An 18,479-nucleotide genomic window follows, 5' to 3' on the forward strand; every position below is an offset into this window, starting at 1 on the left:
CGGTCACGGACGCTCGCAGTGCGAGCTCGTCTGGGGGACGATGCCGGCCTGCGCGGCGACGCTCGCGAAGGCCTGGAGCCCGCAGAGGAGCACCACCAGGCCGGCGAGGCGGCGCACGATCGGGCGGGCCATCAGGCGCGCGGCGAGCGCGGCGAGGCCGAGCATGATCGGGAGCGTGCCCACCGCGAAGGCGAACATCGCGAGCGCGCCACCCTGCGCGGAGTAAGCGGACGCGCTCATCGCGAGGGCGGCGTAGAGGAGGCCGCACGGCATGAGCGCCCAGAGCCCGCCCGCGGCGAAGGCGTGCCACGGCGTGCGGAGGGGGAGGAGCCGTCGCGCGAGCGGCGCGATACGGCGCCAGATCGGCGCGCCGGCGGACTCGACGAGGCGCACGTAGCTGGGGAGGCCGGCGAGGTGGAGGCCGACCGCGAGCATCGCGAGCGCGGCGACGGCGCGGAGGGCGAAGCGGAGCGGATCGAGGCCGTGCCCCACCGTCCACGATCCGAGCGCGCCGGCGAGGAAGCCGAGCGCGGTGTAGCTCGCGACGCGCCCCGCGTTGAACGCGATCGCGTGCCCGCCCGCGCGCTCCCGCGCGCACACGACCGCGGTCACGGGCCCGCACATCGTCGCGCAGTGCACGCCGCCGAAGAGCCCGGCGAGCGCCGCCGCCGCCACGAGCGCGCTCATCGGACCTCCGCCGCGCGGGCGCCGAGGAAGGTCGCGCGGACCTCGCGCTGGGAGCGATCGGTTCGGATGCGGACGACGACCGGGCGCGGGCCGGCGAAGTGGTCCTCGGGGACGGTCGCGAAGATGGGGATGCGGCGGCTCGTGGTGGCGGCGACCTCGACGGTCGCGATCGGGATGACGAGGTCGGCCTGGTTGCCGTCGCCCGGCTCGAGCACGAACGTCATCGGCGCCGACTCCTTGTTGACGAGGTGGACCTCGAAGCCGTTGCGGAGGACGCCCGCGTCGCGGGTGTAGGGCGCGCCGGGGAGGCGAAGCAGGTTCGCCTCGAACGGCTCCCGTCCGCGCGCGGCGACGGCGGCGACGACGAAGCCGACGACGAGCAGCGTCGCGTAGGCGACGAGGCGCGGGCGCAGCACGCGTCGCTTCTCGCCACGGAGGCCCCGCAGCGAGTCGTAGCGGACGAGCCCGCGCGGCCGATCGAGGCGGTCCATGACCTCGTCGCACGCGTCGATGCAGGCGGTGCACGCGATGCAGTCGAGCTGGAGGCCCTCCCGGATGTCGATGCCGGTCGGGCAGACGACGACGCAGCGCTTGCAGTCCACGCAGTCGCCGGTGTCCGCTGCGCCGGCCTTGCCGCGCGGCTCGCCGCGGCGCACGTCGTAGCCGACCACGAGCGCGTCGTCGTCGAGGAGCACGGACTGGAGGCGCCCGTAGGGGCACATCACGACGCAGAACTGCTCGCGGAAGACCGCGAACGCGACGTAGACGAGGGCGGTCGTGCCGAGCATCCACGCGAAGGCCTCCGGATGCGCGCGCGGTCGCGTGCTCATCATCGCGAAGAGGCCGGGGAGCGAGACGAAGTAGGCAAGGAACACGTGCGCGACGAGGAACGCGGCGACGGCGTACAGCGCGTGCGTGACGACGCGCCGGACGACGGCGTCCGCGGAGGCGGTGGCGCTCGCGCGCCGGAGCGCCTCGTTCCGCGGCCCGTTGACGAGGCGCTCGATCGGACGGAAGACCGCCTCCGTGAACACGGTCTGCGGGCACGCCCACCCGCACCACGCGCGCCCGAGCAGCGCGGTGACGCACAGGAGCCCGAAGCCGAAGCCGCTCAGGAGGAAGAACGCGAGCCAGAGGTCCTGCGCGTTGAACGTCGCGCCGAAGAGGTAGAAGACGCGCCGCTCGACGTCGAGGAACACGGCCGGATGCCCGCCGATCGGGATCCACGGCAGCGCCGCCCAGAGCACGATGAGCCCGTAGTAGACGACGCGCCGCGCGCGCACGAAGCGCCCGCGAACGTCGGCGGGATAAGGCCGCAGCCGCTTCCCGTCGCGCCCGAGCGACCCCGCGCCGGGGATGAACGCGTCGTCGTCGAACGAGCCAGCGCGGACGGCGCCGTCCGCGTCGCGCTCGGGCGCTCGCGACCCGACGCCGGGGGCGGCGTCGTCGACGAGCGGCAGTCGGCGCTTGGGGGACGGGCGCGGGGAGTCGACGTTGGCCATCGGCTGCTTCTCGTGTCAGCGGGCGCTCAGCGTCTCGCGCTCGCCTTGGGGGGCCTTGCCGCCGGCGGCGTTCGTGCCGCGGAGGGTGAGGACGTACGCCGTCACCGCCTGCGTCTTCAACGCGCCGAGCTGCGCTTGCCACGCCGGCATCCCCTTGTCGGGGACCCCCAGCGCGATCGTCTTGAACACCTTCTCCGGCGCGCCGCCGTGGAGCCAGAACTCGTCGGTCAGGTTCGGGCCGACGGTGCCGCCGCCGTCGTTGCGATGGCAAGCCGCGCACGTCGCGGTGAACACCGACTTGCCGAGCGCGAGCGCGTTCGGGTCACGGCTCAGCGCCGTGAGCGACTCCGGCGTGGCCTCGCCGACTTGGAGCTGCATCGCCTGCGCGGCGGCGGCGCGGTCGAGCTCCTCTTGGTAGGCCTGCGCCGGCGTATTGCCGAATCCGGTGGTTTGATAAAGATACCAGTAGCCGACCGCGACGACGACCGAGCCGTAGAGGGTATAGAGCCACCAGTTCGGTAGTTTGTTGTCGTATTCGGCAATCCCGTCCACTTCGTGGATGACGGTGTCCGGCTTCGGTTCCTCTTTCATGATTCGTCTCCGTCGTCGTCGAGGGGGAGGCGCGCGACCGGGTCGTAGGAGCGCGCTTTTCGCGTCATCGTGACGAAGAGCACGGTCGCGAAGACGACGAGGAAGAGGACGAACGCGGCGAGCGGCAGGAGGAGGAGCGGGCTCTTCGCGAGGAGCTCGGATTTCATCGCTTGCCCTCCTCGAGCGACACGGCCTCGTTCGTCTTCTCCGGCGGCGCCGGCTTCTTCCCGAGGCGCTGGAGATAGGCGATCACGGCGACCATCTGCGTGTCGGGCGCGACCTCCGCTCCCTCCTTCGCCAGGTCGGCCGCGATCTCGCCGCCCTGCGCCCGCGCGTCCGCCTCCGCCGCGCGGATCTGCTCGTCGGTGTACGGGACGCCGACCTGCTTCAGCGCGTGCAGCTTGTCGCCCGTGCGCGCGAGGTCGAGCTTCTCGTGCGAGAAGTGGGCGTAGGCCGGCATGTTCGAGCCCGGCGTGATCGCGCGGGGATCGACGAGGTGGTGGTAGTGCCAGAGGTTCGGGTACTTGCCGCCCTCGCGCGCGAGGTCCGGCCCCGTGCGCTTGCTCCCCCACTGGAACGGGTGGTCGAGGCTCGACTCCGCGAGCGTCGACGGATCGCCGTAGCGCAGCGTCTCGAAGCGCATCGGGCGGATCATCTGCGAGTGGCACGTGTAGCAACCCTCCGCGATGAAGACGTCGCGGCCCTCGATCTCGAGCGCGCGGTACGGCTTCGCGTCCGCCGCCTCGATCGGCTTCACCACGAGCGCGGGGACGAGCTCGGCGACGCCGCCGGCGAGCACGGCGAGGCCGGCGAGGACGGTGAAGAGGAGCGCGCGCCCCTCGAGGATGCGGTGGAACCCGGCGCCGTGGCCGTTCCGCGCGGCCTGCGTCGCCATCGCGCCGAACACGCCGACGCAGCCCGCGAGGATGAGGAAGAGCGGGCTCGTGAAGGTGTTCGAGGCGAGCGCCGCGCCGCCGAGGCCGAGCACGACGACGACGAGGACGATCGGCCGCGAGAAGACGACGTCGCGCCAAGGCACCTCCGGCGCGGGCGCGAGCGGCACCACGTCCACCGTCGTCTCGATCGCGCGCCGGCTCATGCCGGTGCGCACGAGGTTGTAGGCCATCAGCACCATGCCGGCGAGGTACATCGAGCCGCCGACGAGGCGGAACCAGTACATCGGTTTGATCGCCTCGAGCGTCTCGACGAACGTGGGATAGACGAGCGAGCCGTCCGGGTTCGTCGCGCGCCACATCATCCCTTGCGTGACGCCGCTGATCCACATCGCCGCCATGTAGAGGAGGATCCCGAACGTCCCGATCCAGAAGTGGAAGTCGGCGAGGCGCTTGGAGTGGAGCTCGCGGCCGGCGAGCTTCGGGACGAGGAAATAGAACATCCCCGCCGCCATGAAGCCGTTCCAGCCGAGCGCGCCGGAGTGGACGTGGCCGATGATCCAGTCGGTGTAGTGCGCGAGGCCGGAGACGCTCTTGATCGAGAGGAGCGGACCCTCGAACGTCGCCATTCCGTAGAAGGTGACGCCGGCGGCGAAGAACTTGAGGACCGGCTCGCTCCGCACCTTCGCCCAGGCGCCGCGGAGGGTGAGGAGGCCGTTGAGCATTCCGCCCCACGACGGCGCCCAAAGCATCAGACTGAAGATCATCCCGAGCGTCTGCGCCCAATCCGGGAGCGCGGTATTCAGGAGATGGTGCGGGCCCGCCCAGATGTAGACGAAGATGAGGGCCCAGAAGTGAATGATGCTGAGCCGGTAGCTGTAGACCGGCCGCCCCGCCGCCTTGGGCAAGTAGTAATACATGATGCCGAGCACCGGGGTCGTGAGGAAGAACGCGACCGCGTTGTGGCCGTACCACCACTGCACGAGCGCGTCCTGCGCGCCGCCGTAAACCGAATAGCTCTTCAGCGTAGTGCCCAGTACCGGGATCGCGAGCGAGTTGACGACGTGGAGGATCGCCACCGTCACGATCGTCGCGATGTAGAACCAGAGCGCGACGTAGAGGTGCTTCTCGTTCCGCCGCGCCAGGGTCCAGAAGAAGTTGACCGCGAAGACGATCCAGATCCCGGCGATCGCGATGTCGATCGGCCACTCGAGCTCCGCGTACTCCTTGCCCTGCGTGAGGCCGAGCGGGAGCGTGATCGCGGCGGCGACGATGATCGCCTGCCAGCCCCAGAAATGGATCTTCGACAGGAGATCGCTCGCCGTGCGCGTCTTCAGGAGCCGCTGGGTGGAGTGGTAAATCCCGGCGAAGATCATGTTCCCGACGAACGCGAAGATGACGGCGTTCGTGTGGAGCGGCCGGAGGCGCCCGAAGGAGAGCATCGCGTGCACGTTCGCGGGCGCGAACGCGAGCTGCAGCGCCGCGACGACGCCGACGAGCATGCCGACGATGCCCCAGAGCACCGAGGCGGCGACGAACCTCCGCGGTGTGTCGTCTTCGTAGGTGATGCGTGTGGTCAGGGTGCTCATGGCTTCTTGTTTTCGGCCTTGTCTTCGAGCGGGAGGAGCGCGAGGCGATCGGCGTGATCGAAGTCACGCTGCTTGGTGGTGAAGAGGAACAGGAGGACCGAGCCGGCGACGAGGCCGAGGCTCACGAAGACCTGCATGATCAGGATGTCCATGGTTTCTCGAGGCGGAGGGTCGTGACGAGGACGGTGGAGAGCGAGCTCACGGGCATGAGCACGGCGCAGAGGAGCGGCGTCATGAGGCCCATCACCGCGAGCGAGACGGTGATCGCGTTGTAGGCAAGGGCCACGCCGAGGTTCAGGCGCACGACGGAGGCGAGCCGGCGCGCGGTGAGGAGCGCGGCGCGGATCGGGCGGAGGCCCGGCGCGACGAAGTAGAAGTCGGAGCGCGCGGCCATGAACGGGCGATCGATCGCCGGCGTACCCGCGCACTCCGCCGCCTCCGCGACGAGGCTGTCGTTGATGCCGTCGCCGACGAAGAGGGTCGGCGCGTCGCCGGCGCGCGCGAGCCACTCGCGCTTGCCCTCCGGGCTCCGGCCGCCGAAGGCGCGCTCGGGGCGGATCCCGCACGTCGCGGCGAGCTCCTTCGTCGCCGCCGCGCCGTCGCCGGAGAGGAGGAACGTCTCGTAGCCGAGGCGCTCGAGCGCGCGGAGCTCCGCGGCCGCGTCGCGGCGGAGCTCCTCCGTCGTCGCGATCTCGGAGAGCACCTTGCCGTCGCGGGTGAAGACGACGTCGACGCGCGGCGCGCGGCGCTCGAGCGAGGGGAGCTCCGCCGGCGCGAGCGCCCAGCCGCGCGCGCCGAGGCGATAGACGTGCCCGTCCTCCACGAGCTCCATCCCCTTGCCGGGGAGCTCGCGGACGCCGGCGCTCGCGAGCGTGGGCGCCTCGTCGATGCGGGTGAGCGCCTCGGCGATCGCGCGGCTCTTCGGGTGCGAGCTCTGCGCCGCGAGGGCGTAGAGGCGGCGGCGATCGCGCTCGTGGAGCGACGCGATCGTGGAGACGTCCTGCACCTGGAGCCGGCCCGTCGTCAGCGTGCCGGTCTTGTCGAAGACGACGCGCTCGACGCCGGCGGCGCGATCGAGGAAGCCCGGGGTTCGCACGTAGAGGCCGACCTTCCGCAAGGACGCCTGCGCGAGCTCGTAGGCGAGGGGAGTCGCGATGCCGAAGGCGCACGGGCACGTGACGATGAGCACCGCCGCGACGACGTCGAAGGTGCGCGCGACGTCGCGCGTGACCGCGAGCCAGCCGGCGAACGTGAGCGTCGCGACGACGAGGACCGCGAGCACGTACACGCGCGTGAGGCGCCGGTGCCAGTCCGTCGCGCGGGGGAGGTCCTCGTCGCGCCGCGTGTCGGTGCGGAGGAGCGCGGAGAGGGCGGAGCGATCGAACGCCGTGCGCGCGCGGAGGCGCGAGGCGCGCTCGTCCTGCGCGAAGGCGCCGGCGGGCACGACCGCGCCGGGGGAGAAGACGCGCGGCGCGCTCTCGCCGTTGATCCAGTCGAGCGAGAACGTGCGCGGCCCGTCCTCGAGCAGCACCGCGTCGACCGGCACGAGGTCGCCGCGCCCGGCGAGGATGACGTCCTCGGCCGCGAGCTCGGTCGCGCGCACGAGCTCGGCCCGCGCGCCGGCGGGCTCCGTCGCGCCGGCGAGGCGGCGGACGAGGACGCCGTCGGCGCCGTCGGACGCGAGGAGCATCGCGCGGTTCTTCGCGAGGACGCGCTCCTGGAGGAAGCGGCCGACGAGCATGAGCGCGATGAAGACGTCGAGCGTGTCGAAGTACGAGGAGGCGCCGCCGCGCGTCCAGTAGGTGTACGTCGAGCTCGCGAAGACGAGCGCGATGCCGAGCGCGATCGGGAGATCGAGGTGGAGGACGCGCTGCTTCACCGACGTCCACGCGGAGCGGAAGAACACGGTGCCGCCGACGAGCACGCTGATGAGCGAGAGCCCGAAGTCGAGCGCGTGGAAGAGGCGATAGACGGGGCCGCTCGTGAGGCCGCTGTACACCGCGAACCCGAAGATCATGGTGTTCATCGCGATCGCGATGCAGACCCCCATCCGCCAGACGAGGTCGCTCTGCCGCTCGTTCGTGCGCTTGAGCGCGGGGCCGAGGCGGTAGCCGAACGCCTCGACGTCCTCGACGAAGCGACGGAGATCGAACGTCTCGTCGATCGCGAGCTCGGCCGTGCCGAGCGCGGGGTTCACCACGATGCGGCCGGCCCCCGGCATCCGCGCGAAGAGCTGCTCGATGAGCCACACGCACGCGGAGCAATGGATCCCCTGGACGTCGAGCGCGAGGCGCGACGGTCGCGACGCGAGGATCGGCTCGAGCCACTTGTGGTCTGCGCCCTCCGGGAGGAGGACCGGATAGCCGCGGCCGCCGCCGAGCGCGTAGTACTGCTCGAGGCCCGCGCCCGCGAGCAGCCGATGCACCTCCGCGCAGCCGCGGCAGCAGAAGTCGCCGCGCTCTCCGCGGGGGAGCGGCTCGGAGCAATGACGGCAGAGCGCGCGAGCCCGTGCGACAGCGCTCACGGAAGCTCCACCGGCTCCATCGCCTCCGCGAGCTCGGCCGCAGCGTCGAGGTCGTCCGCGGCGAAGCCGTCGGAGGTCTCGTACGAGCACCGCTCGACGACGCATGCGCCGAGCAGGAAGACGAGGAGGAGGAGCGCGACCGGTCTCATGGGGACTATCGCCGCAAAGAGCACCGCGCGTGCCGAGCGCCGCGCCGGGCTTTTTTCGCGGTGCGCCGGCGATCGGCGCAAAAGCTGCGGGCAGAGATGCATCGAATGCATCCCGCAAGAGCGCGGATCGCGCGGCTCGTGCCGGCGTGACGACGGCGCGGGGGTTGCTATGCCACGCGGAATGCAACCCGCGATCGGACCGATCGAGCACTTCATGACCGAGGACCATGTCCGCCTCGATCGCCTGCTCCTCGCGAGCGAGCACGAGGACGGGCACGTCGACGAGCCCACGTTCGCTCGCTTCCGCCACGATCTCCTCCGTCACATCGCGATGGAAGAGAAGGTGCTTCTCCCGTTCGCGCGCGAGCGGCGGGGCGGTGAGCCGCTCGCGGTCGCGCCGGCCCTCCGCCGCGATCACGGCGAGATCGCGAAGCTCCTCGTGCGGGCGCCCACCGCCGCGACGCTCACCGCGCTCCGCGAGCTCCTCGCGCGGCACAACCAGCTCGAGGAGGGCGACGCGGGCCTCTACGCTACGTGCGACGCGCTCGCAGGCTCGAGCTCGACCGACGTCGTCGCGCGCCTCCGCGAGCAGCCGACCGTCCCGGTCGCGAAGTACTACGAAGGCCCGATCCGCCCGAGGTCGTCGTGAATCGGGCGCTGCCGCTCCACGGCGAGATCCCCACGCCGAGCGCGCCCTCGGGGTACGCGATCGGGCGGAAGGGGTTTCGGCCGTTCTTCCTCCTCGCCGCCCTGTTCGCGTGCGTCGCGGTGCCGGTCTGGTTGCTCGTCTTGTTCGGGAAGCTCGCGCCGCCGCCGACCTTCGACGCGGTGACGTGGCACGCGCACGAGATGCTCTTCGGCTACACCGCCGCCGTCATCGCTGGCTTCCTCCTCACCGCGGTCGGCAACTGGACCGGGCGCGAGACCGCGACCGGGCCGCTGCTCTTCGCGCTCGCCGGCGTCTGGGGGCTCGGGCGCGTCGTGATGACGCTGCCGCTCCACCTGCCCGCCGGCGCGATCGCGGCGGTGGACCTCGCGTTCTTGCCGCTCCTCGCCGTCGTGCTCGCGCGGCCGCTCGTCGCGACCGGGAACCGTCGCAACTTCGTGATGCTCGCCGTGCTCGGCGTCCTCGCCGCCGCGAACGTCGCGGTGCACCTCGCGAGCGACGCGGTCACGGCGCAGCGCGCGCTCGTGGTCGCGCTCGACGTCGTCGTCTTCCTCTGCGTCGTCATCGCGGGGCGCATCGTGCCGATGTTCACGCGCAACGCGACGCAGGCCGAGGGCATCGTCTCGTCGCCCGCGCTCGATCGGATCGCGATCGTGGCGATGCTCGGCGTCCTCGCGAGCGACGTCGTTGCGCCGGGCTCGCGCGCCGGCGTCTTCGTGGCGGGCGCGGCCGGCGTCGCGGTCCTCGCGCGCGCCGCGCGGTGGGGCGCGCAGCACACCGGCCGGCACCCGCTCCTCTGGATCCTCCACGCCGGCCACGCCTGGATCGCGGCCGGCCTCCTCCTGCGCGCCGCCGGCGCTCCGCCGTCGCTCGCGACCCACGCGCTCACGCTCGGCGCGATCGGCGCGCTCACGCTCGGGATGATGGCGCGCGTCGCGCTCGGGCACACCGGCCGTCCGCTCGCGGCCGCGCGCGCCACCACCGCGGCGTTCGCGTGCATCACCGTCGCCGCCGTCGCGCGCGTGGCCGGTCCTGCCCTCTGGCCCGCGGCGTATACGACGACGCTCGCGGTCGCGGGCACGGCGTGGGTCCTCGCCTTCGCGCTCTACCTCGCCGGCCACGTCCCGATCCTCGTCGCGCCGCGCGCGGACGGGAAGGCGGGATGAGCACGCTCTACACGTTCGTCGTCGTCGTGCACGTGCTCGCGGCGGCGCTCTGGGTCGGAGGGATGGGGCTCTTCGCGCTCGTCGTCGTCCCGGTCGCGAAGCGGACGCTCGACGAGGAGCGGGCGCGCGCGCTGCTCCACGGGATCGGGCTTCGCTTCGCGTCGGTCGGCTGGTACGCGCTCGGGACGCTCGTCGTCACCGGCGCGCTGAACCTCCACCTGCGCGGGCTCGACGCCGCGCTCGCGACCGCCGACTTCTGGCGGTCGCCGTTCGGGCACACGCTCGCGGCGAAGCTCGGCGTCGTCGCGCTCGTCGCGCTCGCGAGCGTCGCGCACGCTCGCGACGCCCGGCGCGGCGACCGAATGCGCGCCGCGAAGCTGGGACGCGCGATCCTCGTCCTCTCCGTCGTCGTCGTCGTGCTCGCGGTCATGCTCGTGCGTGGGGTAGGGGTCTGATCGGCGAATCGCGGCGGCGCAAAGGCTGCGTCGGCGCGCAGACCGTGCATCAGCCCTTCCGCGCCTCGACGAGCCAGCGCAGGCCGTCGATGTCGCGGAAGGTGCCGAGCGGCACGTGATGCTCGTCGATGACGGTGAGCTCGCGGAGGTGCGCCGCCGCCATCAGCTCGAGCGCGCGTCGCACCGGCGTCGTGTCGGGGACCGCGAGGCTCGTCGACATCGACGCGGCGACGCACGCGTCCCTCAAGGCGGGCTGCTGCGCGCCCGCGTCGTACACCACGCCGACGATGACGCCGCCGTCGTCGACGACCGGCAGCGAGCGGCGGTCCTCCGCCCGGAGCAGCGCGAGCGCGTCGCGGAGCGAGGTCCCGTGCTCGACCGCGGAGACCCCGTGGGTGAGGACCTGCCCGACGGCGGTGTGGAGCCCGTCCGGATCCGGCTCGTGCGCGACGCTCTCGGCCGGCACGGTGCAGTTGACCGAGGGCGCGGGCCCGGCGTCGATCGAGTCGCAATGAACGCAGCCGCAGCACGTCGCCATCGGCACCGCGCGCTGCTGCTTCTTGCAGAAGACGCGGTACTCGGACTGCCGCGTTCCGTCCGGTGCGAGCACATCGAGCCGGAGGATCGGGTGCGCGATGTGAGCCCGGCGGTACGGATCGGACATGGGGCGGGAGGGATGCAAGGTCGCCGCCACGCGCGCGCGATCCACCCGGCGCAATCGTTTCGCGTTTTCGATGAGTCTTCGACGACCCAGCGTCGCGCGCGGCCGGAGGAAGCGTCGCCCAGGCGACTCGGCGCGCCATGGGGCGATGCGCAAGAGGCCCATTTCTCCCGCAAATTTGGGGGGTTCGCGGGCGGCACACGCGCTGCTGTCGTGTCCTCGCGGAGGCAGCGACGATGACCCTTCGGACTCTCTGGCCCGTGCTCCCGATCGTCGCCGCGGCGCTCGTCGCGACGATCGCGCCGCGAACCGCGGTCGCCGACGACGCGCCGATCGACGGCGAGCGGAGCGCGCGCTGCGCGACCCGGCTCTACACCGCGATGATCGGCGAAGGCGCGCCCGCGGGCCCGGCCGACGTCGACGCGCTGCTCGAGGAGCCGCGGTTCGTCGAGCGGTTCGCGCGCTTCATCAACTCGCAGATGAACCCGGCCCCCGGCGCGACGCCGGCGGAGGACGCCGCGTACTACCTCGCGAAGCACGTCCTCGAGAACGACGAGCCGTGGTCGGAGATGTTCGTCGGCCGCTACGACGTCGCGCTCCAAGACGCGAACGATCCGGGCTCGCCCGCGGTGGTGAAGATCGACCTCGGCGGTCTCGGCTACTTCCACAGCCGCGCGTGGATGGTGCGCTACGCGGGGAACGAGCCGGAGGGGCTCCGCATCGTCTACGCGTACCGCATGATGCAGAACGTCATCGGGCTCCAGCTCGCGGCGTCGACGAACGCGCCCGACGCCGACGTGAGCGCGGCGGGGCGGCGCGCGGCGCAGTGCGCGGGCTGTCACTTCACCCCGTGGTTCGCGCTCGACTCCGTCGCCGCCGTCCTCGGAAAGCGCGTCGGCGCCGGCGACGACGTGACGTTCGAGCCCTCCACGAACGGGCGCCAGACGATCCTCGGCGACGTCGCGATCTCGAACGATCGCGAGCTCGCGGAGGCGCTCGTCGCGAACGAGGCGTTCGACGTCAACGCCTGCCGCCTCGCCTTCAAGTACCTCTACGGTCGCGCCGAGACCTCGTGCGAAGGCCCCGTCTTCGATCGCTGCGTCGCCGCGTTCAAGGCCGACAAGAAGATCACCTCCGCCCTGCGCGCCGTCGCGAAGGACGCGACGTTCTGCGAATGAGGACCACCATGCGCCTGCGAACCGCCCTCGTCTCGTTCCTCCTGTTCCTCATCGCGTGCGACGAGCCCGTCGACCAGCTCAGCGGGCGCCGCAAGAACCGCCCCCTCACCGAGGACGAGTCGAGCGCGGAGGGCGACGACGGCGCGAGCGGGGACCCCACGCAGCCGGGATCGTGCGACGTCGGCGCCCCGCACGTCGGCTTCGCGAAGAACGACTTCGTCGCCGATCGCAAGCCGGGCGCGATCGCGGAGAACCGGCGCCGGGTGAAGCCCTACACTGCGATGCGCTCCGAGATGGAGCGCGCGATCGGCGTCGCGCCGGCCGCGCTCGCGCAGAGCTCCGCCGCGTTCGGCGAGGTGCCCGCGCGCTGGTACATCGAGCCGACCGCGGGCGCGGTGAGCCTCTACACGACGTACACCCTCGCGTTCAGCGCGTGTTACGCCGCGCTGGACGACGCGCCGCACGCCGTCCCGCCGACGGCGGCGACGGCGACGAGCGAGTGCGCGAGCCTCCAGCACAAGGCGTGGCAGCGCACCCCGCTCCCGGACGAGACGAAGAGCTGCGCCGATCTCGTCCTCGCGCTGACGAGCGAGACGCCGCGGCGGCGCTGGGCGCACGGGTGCGCGTCGATCATGACGTCCGCCGGTTTCACCACCTACTGAGGAGACGACGATGAGCCATCTCTCGCGACGCGGTCTCTTGAAAGCCTTCGCCGCTGGCGCCGGGGCGATGGTCGCTACGCGCATCGGCGTCGCGCGCGCGGCGACGCCGGAGCCGACCGCGGTGGTCCTCGTCTACCTCGGCGGCGGCATCAACGCGATCTTCACCGGCGCGGACGCCTTCACCGGCAACGCGTTCGGCGTCACCGCGAACAACGCGACGCGGATGGGCAACGTCGTCGTCGACAACGCGCTCGCGACCGCGATCCCGGCCGCGGCGCGCGCGAAGGTCGCGTCGGTCGGCATTCGCCACGGCATCAGCGATCACGGCAACGCGCAGCGGAGCCTCTTCGCGGCGGGCAACCAGAGCGCGCCGCTCGTCCTCGCGAACGCGATCGGCGGGAGCGGCGCGATCAAGGCGGCGGTGGTGGGGCAGGCGAGCTTGCCCAACGGCGTGCGGCCGGCCCCGGTCGGCGGCGTCTCGCTCCAGCCGATCACCGACATGCAGGCGACGATCGACGCGATCGCGGGCGCCGAGAACGCCCCCGACGTCGCGGACCGCGCCGGCACGGCGAAGGGGATCGCGGCGGCGCAGGCGATGTCGCGCTCGGTCGCGGCGAAGAACGCGCAGTCGCTGACCTCGATCGATCAGGGGCTCACCGCCGCGATCGCGACGCTCGAGAAGCCGGTCCAGCCCTTCAACGCCGACGAGTTCCGCGCCGCCTACTCCCTCGGCGGCACCGCGGTGAGCGGGTTCGCGTCGCGGATGGCGGCGGCGGAGCTGATGGTTCGCTCCGGCACGAACGTGGTCGTCGCGATCGACGACGGCCCGTGGGACTCGCACGGCGACTCGAACGGCAACAGCGTCCGCAACTCGATGACGCGCCGGATCCAGCCCGGCCTCAAGACGTTCCTCGAGCGCATGGTCGACGGCCCCGCCGCGACGCAGCGCAACGTCGTCGTCGCGCTCTTCGGCGACTTCCACCGCAGCCTGCCCGGCTCCGACCATCAAGGAAACGTCTCCGCCCTCCTCATCGGCAAGCACCTCAAGAACGCGACGACGGGCAAGACCGACGCGCGCGTCGGGCTCCCGCCGGGCACGCCGTCGGTCGCCGGCCTCTGGCAGTGCCTCGCCGCGGCGGCGAAGGTCGACCAGAACCCCTTCGGCGCGAACCCACACGCGGTGCTCGCATGATCGCGCGGCACCTCGGGCTCGGGCTCGGGCTCGGCCTCGGTGTCGTCGTCGCGCTCGCCGGCTGCGCCTCCGAGTCCGCGACGAGCACCCCGCCGCGCGAGGCCCCCGGCGACGACGACCGCGAGGGCGACGGCGAGGAGCGCCCCGCCGCCGGCCGCGACACCTCGGCGCCGTCGTGCTTCGCCGCCTGCCAGAACGCCTCGTTCGCATGCAATGAAGGTGCGGCGTTCGTAGAAATCATCGATACAGGCTGTAAAGGCGAAATTACCACAAATTCCGGAACGCTCGAGCTCCGCATCGACTGCCTGAACCACCGCATCTGCGCCGCCGACACCTGCGCCGACGCAACCTTCAGCGCAACGTCCTTCGCCTGGTCCAAAACCACCTGCACCCGCGAAGTCCCATAGCCCCCATACCTAAAGGCCTATCGCACAACCATTTTTCTTTAGGCGCGCACGACTCTCCAGCCCACTGCAACGCCTTCGGTATGCGGCATCGCGAGCCTCTGCCTTTCCGCCACGCATCACGCCCACACCCCCGCCAAAGCTCCCTCCCCGAGTCCACAACCCAACCCCCGCCAAAGCTCCCTCCCCGAGTCCACAACCCAACCCCCGCCCGCTCGCCGCCCCCGCTCGCCGGCACGCCGCCCCCGCTCGCCGGCACGCCGCCCCGGCCCCGCTCCCCGGTCCCCGCTTGCCGCCCCCCGCTCAGTTGCATGATGACCGATGCGACTCGGTTCGTCGCGGTCACGGGCTCCGCCCTCCGCTCGTCGCGGTTGCGTGATTGCGTGATGGCCCGATGCGACGCGGCTCGTCGGGGTCACGGGGCTCCGCCCCTCCGGCTCGTCGCGGTTGCGTGATTGCGTGATGGCCCGATGCGACGCGGCTCGTCGGGGTCACGGGGCTCCGCCCCTCCGGCTCGTCGCGGTTGCGTGACGGCCGATGCGACGACGGGCTCGTCGTCGTCACGGGCTCCGCCCTCCGGCTCGTCGCGGTCACGGGGGCTCCGCCCTCCGGCTCGTCGCGGTTGCGTGATGGCCGATGCGGCGCGGGCTCGTTGCCGTCACGGAGCCACCCTCCGGCTCGTCGCGGTTGCATGATGGCGACTGCTCGAAGTGAGCAGGCAGGCACGGCGGCATCGACCGGCTTCACCACACGGCCTGTGGCCCGAACGAGCAACCTCGTGCGTCATCCACCCCTCCCGCGATACCGCGTACCCACGAAGCGATCCGCGCCGACGCGCCGACGCGGATCGTCGCTCGCACTCACTCGCCCGCGACCAGCACCACGAAGCCGACGCGTCCGCGTCATGCACAGCGGCGCGGGAACGGCCGCCGCGCTCGGGTCCGTGTAAGCACCACGAAGCCGACGCGTCCGCGTCATGCACAGCGGCGCGGGAACGGCCGCCGCGCCCGCGTCGTGTAAGCACCGCGAAACCGACGCTCGCGAGGCATCATCATCGTATGCAGGCGCTTGCCGAACCGACGCTTGCATCTGCATTGTGTAGGCGCGTTCGTGGCCCCCGGCGCCGCCCATCTCGTCCGCCGACGGTATGTTCGCGTCCGCGTCGTCGTGGGCGAGCGCGTTCGTCGCGCTTGCGACGCGCGTATTGGCCGGCGAGGAGCTCGCGACCGTCTGCGTTGTCGGGGTCATCACGTTGGGGCGCAGGCGAGCGCGGCCGCCGCCGTGTTTCGGTTGCGCGCCATGTTTCGGCGGCGGAGCTCGGGCCCCGAGCGCGAGGGCCGTGTCTGGGGTGTCGGGGCGAAGCCCGAGGCTGAATACGAATAAGAGCTGCTAAGGTTGAGGAATGACCGAGGGAGAGCTGACAGTCGCGATCCTCCGCGAGATTCGCGATGAGGTGCGCAAGACGAACGATCGCATCGACCAGACGAACGACCGCCTCGATCGCGTCGTCGAGCAGCAGATTCGGCACGCGACTGCGATCGTGGGGCTGGAGGCGGCGCAGCGTGATACTGCGGAGATCCTGAGGGGGCTCGTGCGGGTGGTGCAGGAGCATAACGCTCGCATCGACAACGTCATCTTGGGGCCGATGGGAGAGACGGTGCGGGAGCACGAGACGCGGCTTCGTCGGGTCGAGGAGCGCCTCGGCATCGAGCCCGCGGGCAAGTAGCGTCAACCCGTCATCTGCTCGAGGCCGTGCTCCTCGATCGCGATGAGGTCGGCGAGGCGGGACTCCTCCTCGACCATGTCGTCGCGCAAGACCTGCGTGAACCAGTGCACCTCGCCCGCGAGCTCGGCGCTCGTCACGCCGCCCTCGTCGGCCATCGCGCATAGGCGCTCCACGCGGTCGCGTTGCTCCGCGTGCTCCTCGAGCAGCCTCGCCTCGCGGACCGAGCTCCACGGGTCGAAGTCGCGCATCGCGTCGACGAGCGCGCTCTCCTCGAAGGCGAGGTGCTCCTCGAACGCGGCCGCGAAGCGGAGGAGCGACAAACGCAGGTGCGTCCGCGCCGCGGGTGACGTCGCCGACGGCGCGGCGCGATCGAGCGAGCCCAGCCGCGCGCGCAGCTCGGCATGCTGGCGAAGGACCTTCATTCGCACGGACTCCAGCGGGCTCTTGTCGCTCATGGCGGCACCTCCGACTGGAGTGCGAAGCAAGCTTCGCGCCGTTCAGAGGCCCGAGCCCGTCGGTCGGAGGAGACCGGAGCCGACCGCGAAGGGCTGCGCGACGCGGTAGTGCAGGTGCGGCGTGAGCGAGCGGCGAGAGTGCTCCTCGCACCAGAGCCGCGCGCCGCCGGAGGCGCGCTGCACCTCGACGCAGCGATGGCAGGCGGGCTCGATCGCGGGCGCGTTGCTGGTGGGGTAGTCGGGCGCGCGCGCGACGAGGACGGCGCAGTGCGCGCGATCGACGACGGCGCGGGCCACGGAGCCGAGGACCAGGCGCTGGAGACGCCGCTTGTTGTGCGTCCCGACGACGATGAGGTCCGCCTCGAGGTCGGTCGCGAGCTGCAAGATGCCCGTCGGAGCGAGGTCGACCGCGAGGTGGCCCTCGACCCGCCCCGCGTACTCCTCGCGCGCCCGGTCCGCGATCCGCGCCAGCAGCTCGCGGCCCTCGTCGACGAGGGTGCCGAGACGGACGAGCTGGAGCTCGCCCACGATCGGAGGCTCGGCGACGTTGATGAAGTGGACCTCGCTCGCGTCGAAGCCGCGCGCGGCGGCGAGGGTGGTGCGGAGGACCTCGTCCGCGGCGGGGGTGTCGTCGACCGCGGCGACGATGACGGTGCGCTTGGTGCTCGTGGTGCTCATGCGACGATCCTTTCGGCGCTCCGCGCGCCGGCGACGAACGATGGCTGCCCCGTCGCCTCGAGCACCTGGCGCCACACCGGGCCGTTCGGGTCGAGGCGTTTGTCCGCGCGCAGCGCGTCGGAGAGCGCGACGTGCGTGAAGCGCCGGTGCCAGCGGCCGACGAGGATGTCGGTCTTGCCGGCCATCGCGGCGTGGACCGCGTTGCGGGCGAGCGCGTCGCAGAACGTCGCGTCCTCCGCCGTCGCGCGGAGCGCGCGCACGATGTAGCTCGGGTCGATGTACTTGAGCGTCGTCGCGCGGTCGAAGCTCCGCTCGATCGCGCGCTTCAAGAGGCGCCCGACGTCGCGGTCGTCCGCCGCGAGGCGCTCGTTGCCGGAGGCGTCGCGCTCGCGCGCGTTGGCGCCGGGCAGCGTGCAGCCCTCCGCGACGACGATGACGGCGTGGCCGCGCGCCTCGAGCCGGCGATCGAGCCAGCGGAGGAGCCCGTGCGGACCCTCGAGCTCGAACGGGACCTCCGGCACGAGGCACGCGTTCACGTCGTGGCTCGCGAGCGTCGCGTGCGCCGCGAGGAAGCCGGCGTGGCGCCCCATGAGCTTCACGAGCGCGACGCCGCGCTCGCCGCTGATCGCCTCCGCGTGCGCGGCCTCGAGCGCGATGCGCGCGGTCGAGACGGCGGTGTCGAAGCCGAACGTCTTGTCGACGAACGGGATGTCGTTGTCGATCGTCTTCGGGATGCCGACGACGGCGATCGCGGCGTTCCGGCGCGCCGCCTCCTCCGCGACCGCGTGCGCGGCGCGCATGCTCCCGTCGCCGCCGACGACGAAGAGCATCTGCACGCCCTCGCGCTCGAGGACGTCGACGACGTCGCGCGGATCGGCCGGGCCGCGCGCGGTCCCGAGCATCGTGCCGCCCGTCATGTGGATCGACGCGACCGACGCGAGGTCGAGCTCGATCGGCGGCGCGGTGACGAGGCCGCGGAAGCCGTACCGGAAGCCGGTGACGGCGCGGACGCCGTAGCGATGCCGGAGCTCGAGCACGAGGCCGCGGATGACGTCGTTGATGCCGGGGCAGACGCCGCCGGCGGTGACGATCGCGGCGTGGACGCGGGTGGGATCGAAGAAGAGCTCTGCGCGCGGACCCGCGAGCTCGAAGAAGCGGGGAGCTCCGCCGGCGACGGGGCGCGGCAGCTCGATCTCGCGGAGGATCCGCTCGCTGTCGGCGACGAAGCCGCCGGACGTGAGCGGCGAGCGGACGGCGCGTGGGCCGAGCTCGCGGATGTCGGTGCGATGAGCGCTCATGA

Annotated in this window: 20 protein-coding genes; 8 read left to right on the forward strand and 12 right to left on the reverse strand. The window is 72.0% G+C overall.

Annotation, left to right across the window (positions count from 1 at the left end; translation table 11 throughout):
• Positions 1 to 3 precede the first annotated feature (3 nt).
• Genes KF837_34370 through KF837_34405 form a run of 8 tightly spaced genes read right to left on the reverse strand, consistent with a single transcriptional unit; the run spans position 4 to position 7,935 of the window.
• Positions 4 to 687: a sulfite exporter TauE/SafE family protein gene (locus KF837_34370; GenBank protein MBX3232462.1), complete on the reverse strand. Its 684-nt coding sequence runs from the start codon at positions 685 to 687 to the stop codon at positions 4 to 6.
• Positions 684 to 2,189: a cytochrome c oxidase accessory protein CcoG gene (ccoG, locus tag KF837_34375; protein ID MBX3232463.1), complete on the reverse strand. Its 1,506-nt coding sequence runs from the start codon at positions 2,187 to 2,189 to the stop codon at positions 684 to 686. The genes KF837_34370 and ccoG overlap by 4 nt, the downstream gene beginning before the upstream one ends.
• Positions 2,190 to 2,204: 15 nt before the next feature.
• The gene (locus KF837_34380) at positions 2,205 to 2,780 is read right to left on the reverse strand and encodes a c-type cytochrome (protein ID MBX3232464.1); all 576 of its coding nucleotides are present in this window, start codon (positions 2,778 to 2,780) and stop codon (positions 2,205 to 2,207) included.
• A complete protein-coding gene (locus KF837_34385) occupies positions 2,777 to 2,947 on the reverse strand; it encodes a hypothetical protein (protein MBX3232465.1) in 171 nt (56 codons plus the stop codon). The genes KF837_34380 and KF837_34385 overlap by 4 nt, the downstream gene beginning before the upstream one ends.
• The gene (gene ccoN, locus KF837_34390; GenBank protein MBX3232466.1) at positions 2,944 to 5,262 is read right to left on the reverse strand and encodes a cytochrome-c oxidase, cbb3-type subunit I; all 2,319 of its coding nucleotides are present in this window, start codon (positions 5,260 to 5,262) and stop codon (positions 2,944 to 2,946) included. The genes KF837_34385 and ccoN overlap by 4 nt, the downstream gene beginning before the upstream one ends.
• Complete coding sequence (locus KF837_34395) at positions 5,259 to 5,414, reverse strand: cytochrome oxidase (GenBank protein ID MBX3232467.1); 156 nt, start codon at positions 5,412 to 5,414, stop codon at positions 5,259 to 5,261. Before KF837_34395 ends, ccoN begins: the two co-directional genes overlap by 4 nt.
• Positions 5,402 to 7,786: an HAD-IC family P-type ATPase gene (locus tag KF837_34400; protein ID MBX3232468.1), complete on the reverse strand. Its 2,385-nt coding sequence runs from the start codon at positions 7,784 to 7,786 to the stop codon at positions 5,402 to 5,404. Before KF837_34400 ends, KF837_34395 begins: the two co-directional genes overlap by 13 nt.
• Positions 7,783 to 7,935: a hypothetical protein gene (locus tag KF837_34405; protein ID MBX3232469.1), complete on the reverse strand. Its 153-nt coding sequence runs from the start codon at positions 7,933 to 7,935 to the stop codon at positions 7,783 to 7,785. Before KF837_34405 ends, KF837_34400 begins: the two co-directional genes overlap by 4 nt.
• Positions 7,936 to 8,116: 181 nt before the next feature.
• Here KF837_34405 and KF837_34410 point away from each other — a divergent pair, with 181 nt between their 5' ends.
• Genes KF837_34410 through KF837_34420 form a run of 3 tightly spaced genes read left to right on the forward strand, consistent with a single transcriptional unit; the run spans position 8,117 to position 10,223 of the window.
• Positions 8,117 to 8,584: a hemerythrin domain-containing protein gene (locus tag KF837_34410; GenBank protein MBX3232470.1), complete on the forward strand. Its 468-nt coding sequence runs from the start codon at positions 8,117 to 8,119 to the stop codon at positions 8,582 to 8,584.
• Positions 8,581 to 9,768, forward strand: a complete 1,188-nt coding sequence (locus KF837_34415; protein ID MBX3232471.1) for an NnrS family protein — start codon at positions 8,581 to 8,583, stop codon at positions 9,766 to 9,768. Before KF837_34410 ends, KF837_34415 begins: the two co-directional genes overlap by 4 nt.
• On the forward strand, positions 9,765 to 10,223 hold the full coding sequence (locus KF837_34420; protein ID MBX3232472.1) for a DUF4149 domain-containing protein: 459 nt from the start codon (positions 9,765 to 9,767) through the stop codon (positions 10,221 to 10,223). The genes KF837_34415 and KF837_34420 overlap by 4 nt, the downstream gene beginning before the upstream one ends.
• 49 nt (positions 10,224 to 10,272) lie before the next feature.
• Here KF837_34420 and KF837_34425 read toward each other — a convergent pair whose 3' ends face one another.
• The gene (locus KF837_34425; GenBank protein MBX3232473.1) at positions 10,273 to 10,887 is read right to left on the reverse strand and encodes a CBS domain-containing protein; all 615 of its coding nucleotides are present in this window, start codon (positions 10,885 to 10,887) and stop codon (positions 10,273 to 10,275) included.
• Between the two features lie 233 nt (positions 10,888 to 11,120).
• On the opposite strand from KF837_34425, the gene KF837_34430 reads away from it, so the two are divergent.
• The 5 genes from KF837_34430 (at position 11,121) to KF837_34450 (ending at position 16,046) form a co-directional block, all read left to right on the forward strand.
• The gene (locus KF837_34430) at positions 11,121 to 12,062 is read left to right on the forward strand and encodes a hypothetical protein (GenBank protein ID MBX3232474.1); all 942 of its coding nucleotides are present in this window, start codon (positions 11,121 to 11,123) and stop codon (positions 12,060 to 12,062) included.
• Between the two features lie 8 nt (positions 12,063 to 12,070).
• Positions 12,071 to 12,724 carry a hypothetical protein gene (locus KF837_34435; protein ID MBX3232475.1) on the forward strand — a complete coding sequence of 218 codons (654 nt, stop codon included), beginning with the start codon at positions 12,071 to 12,073 and terminating at the stop codon, positions 12,722 to 12,724.
• Between the two features lie 10 nt (positions 12,725 to 12,734).
• On the forward strand, positions 12,735 to 13,916 hold the full coding sequence (locus KF837_34440) for a hypothetical protein (GenBank protein MBX3232476.1): 1,182 nt from the start codon (positions 12,735 to 12,737) through the stop codon (positions 13,914 to 13,916).
• Positions 13,913 to 14,323: a hypothetical protein gene (locus KF837_34445; protein MBX3232477.1), complete on the forward strand. Its 411-nt coding sequence runs from the start codon at positions 13,913 to 13,915 to the stop codon at positions 14,321 to 14,323. The genes KF837_34440 and KF837_34445 overlap by 4 nt, the downstream gene beginning before the upstream one ends.
• Positions 14,324 to 15,722: 1,399 nt before the next feature.
• Positions 15,723 to 16,046, forward strand: a complete 324-nt coding sequence (locus KF837_34450; GenBank protein ID MBX3232478.1) for a hypothetical protein — start codon at positions 15,723 to 15,725, stop codon at positions 16,044 to 16,046.
• Between the two features lie 2 nt (positions 16,047 to 16,048).
• On the opposite strand, the gene KF837_34455 is transcribed toward KF837_34450, so the two are convergent.
• The 3 genes from KF837_34455 to KF837_34465 are packed head-to-tail and all read right to left on the reverse strand — an operon-like array spanning position 16,049 to position 18,477.
• Positions 16,049 to 16,501 (reverse strand): hemerythrin domain-containing protein, encoded by a 453-nt coding sequence (locus KF837_34455; GenBank protein ID MBX3232479.1) that lies wholly within the window; start codon positions 16,499 to 16,501, stop codon positions 16,049 to 16,051.
• A 42-nt stretch (positions 16,502 to 16,543) separates the two neighbouring features.
• Positions 16,544 to 17,179, reverse strand: coding sequence for a universal stress protein (locus KF837_34460; protein ID MBX3232480.1), 636 nt, complete (start codon positions 17,177 to 17,179; stop codon positions 16,544 to 16,546).
• The gene (locus tag KF837_34465) at positions 17,176 to 18,477 is read right to left on the reverse strand and encodes an ATP-dependent 6-phosphofructokinase (protein MBX3232481.1); all 1,302 of its coding nucleotides are present in this window, start codon (positions 18,475 to 18,477) and stop codon (positions 17,176 to 17,178) included. The genes KF837_34460 and KF837_34465 overlap by 4 nt, the downstream gene beginning before the upstream one ends.
• Positions 18,478 to 18,479 lie beyond the last annotated feature (2 nt).

Source organism: Labilithrix sp. (assembly GCA_019637155.1).
Lineage (GTDB): Bacteria > Myxococcota_A > Polyangia > Polyangiales > Polyangiaceae > Labilithrix.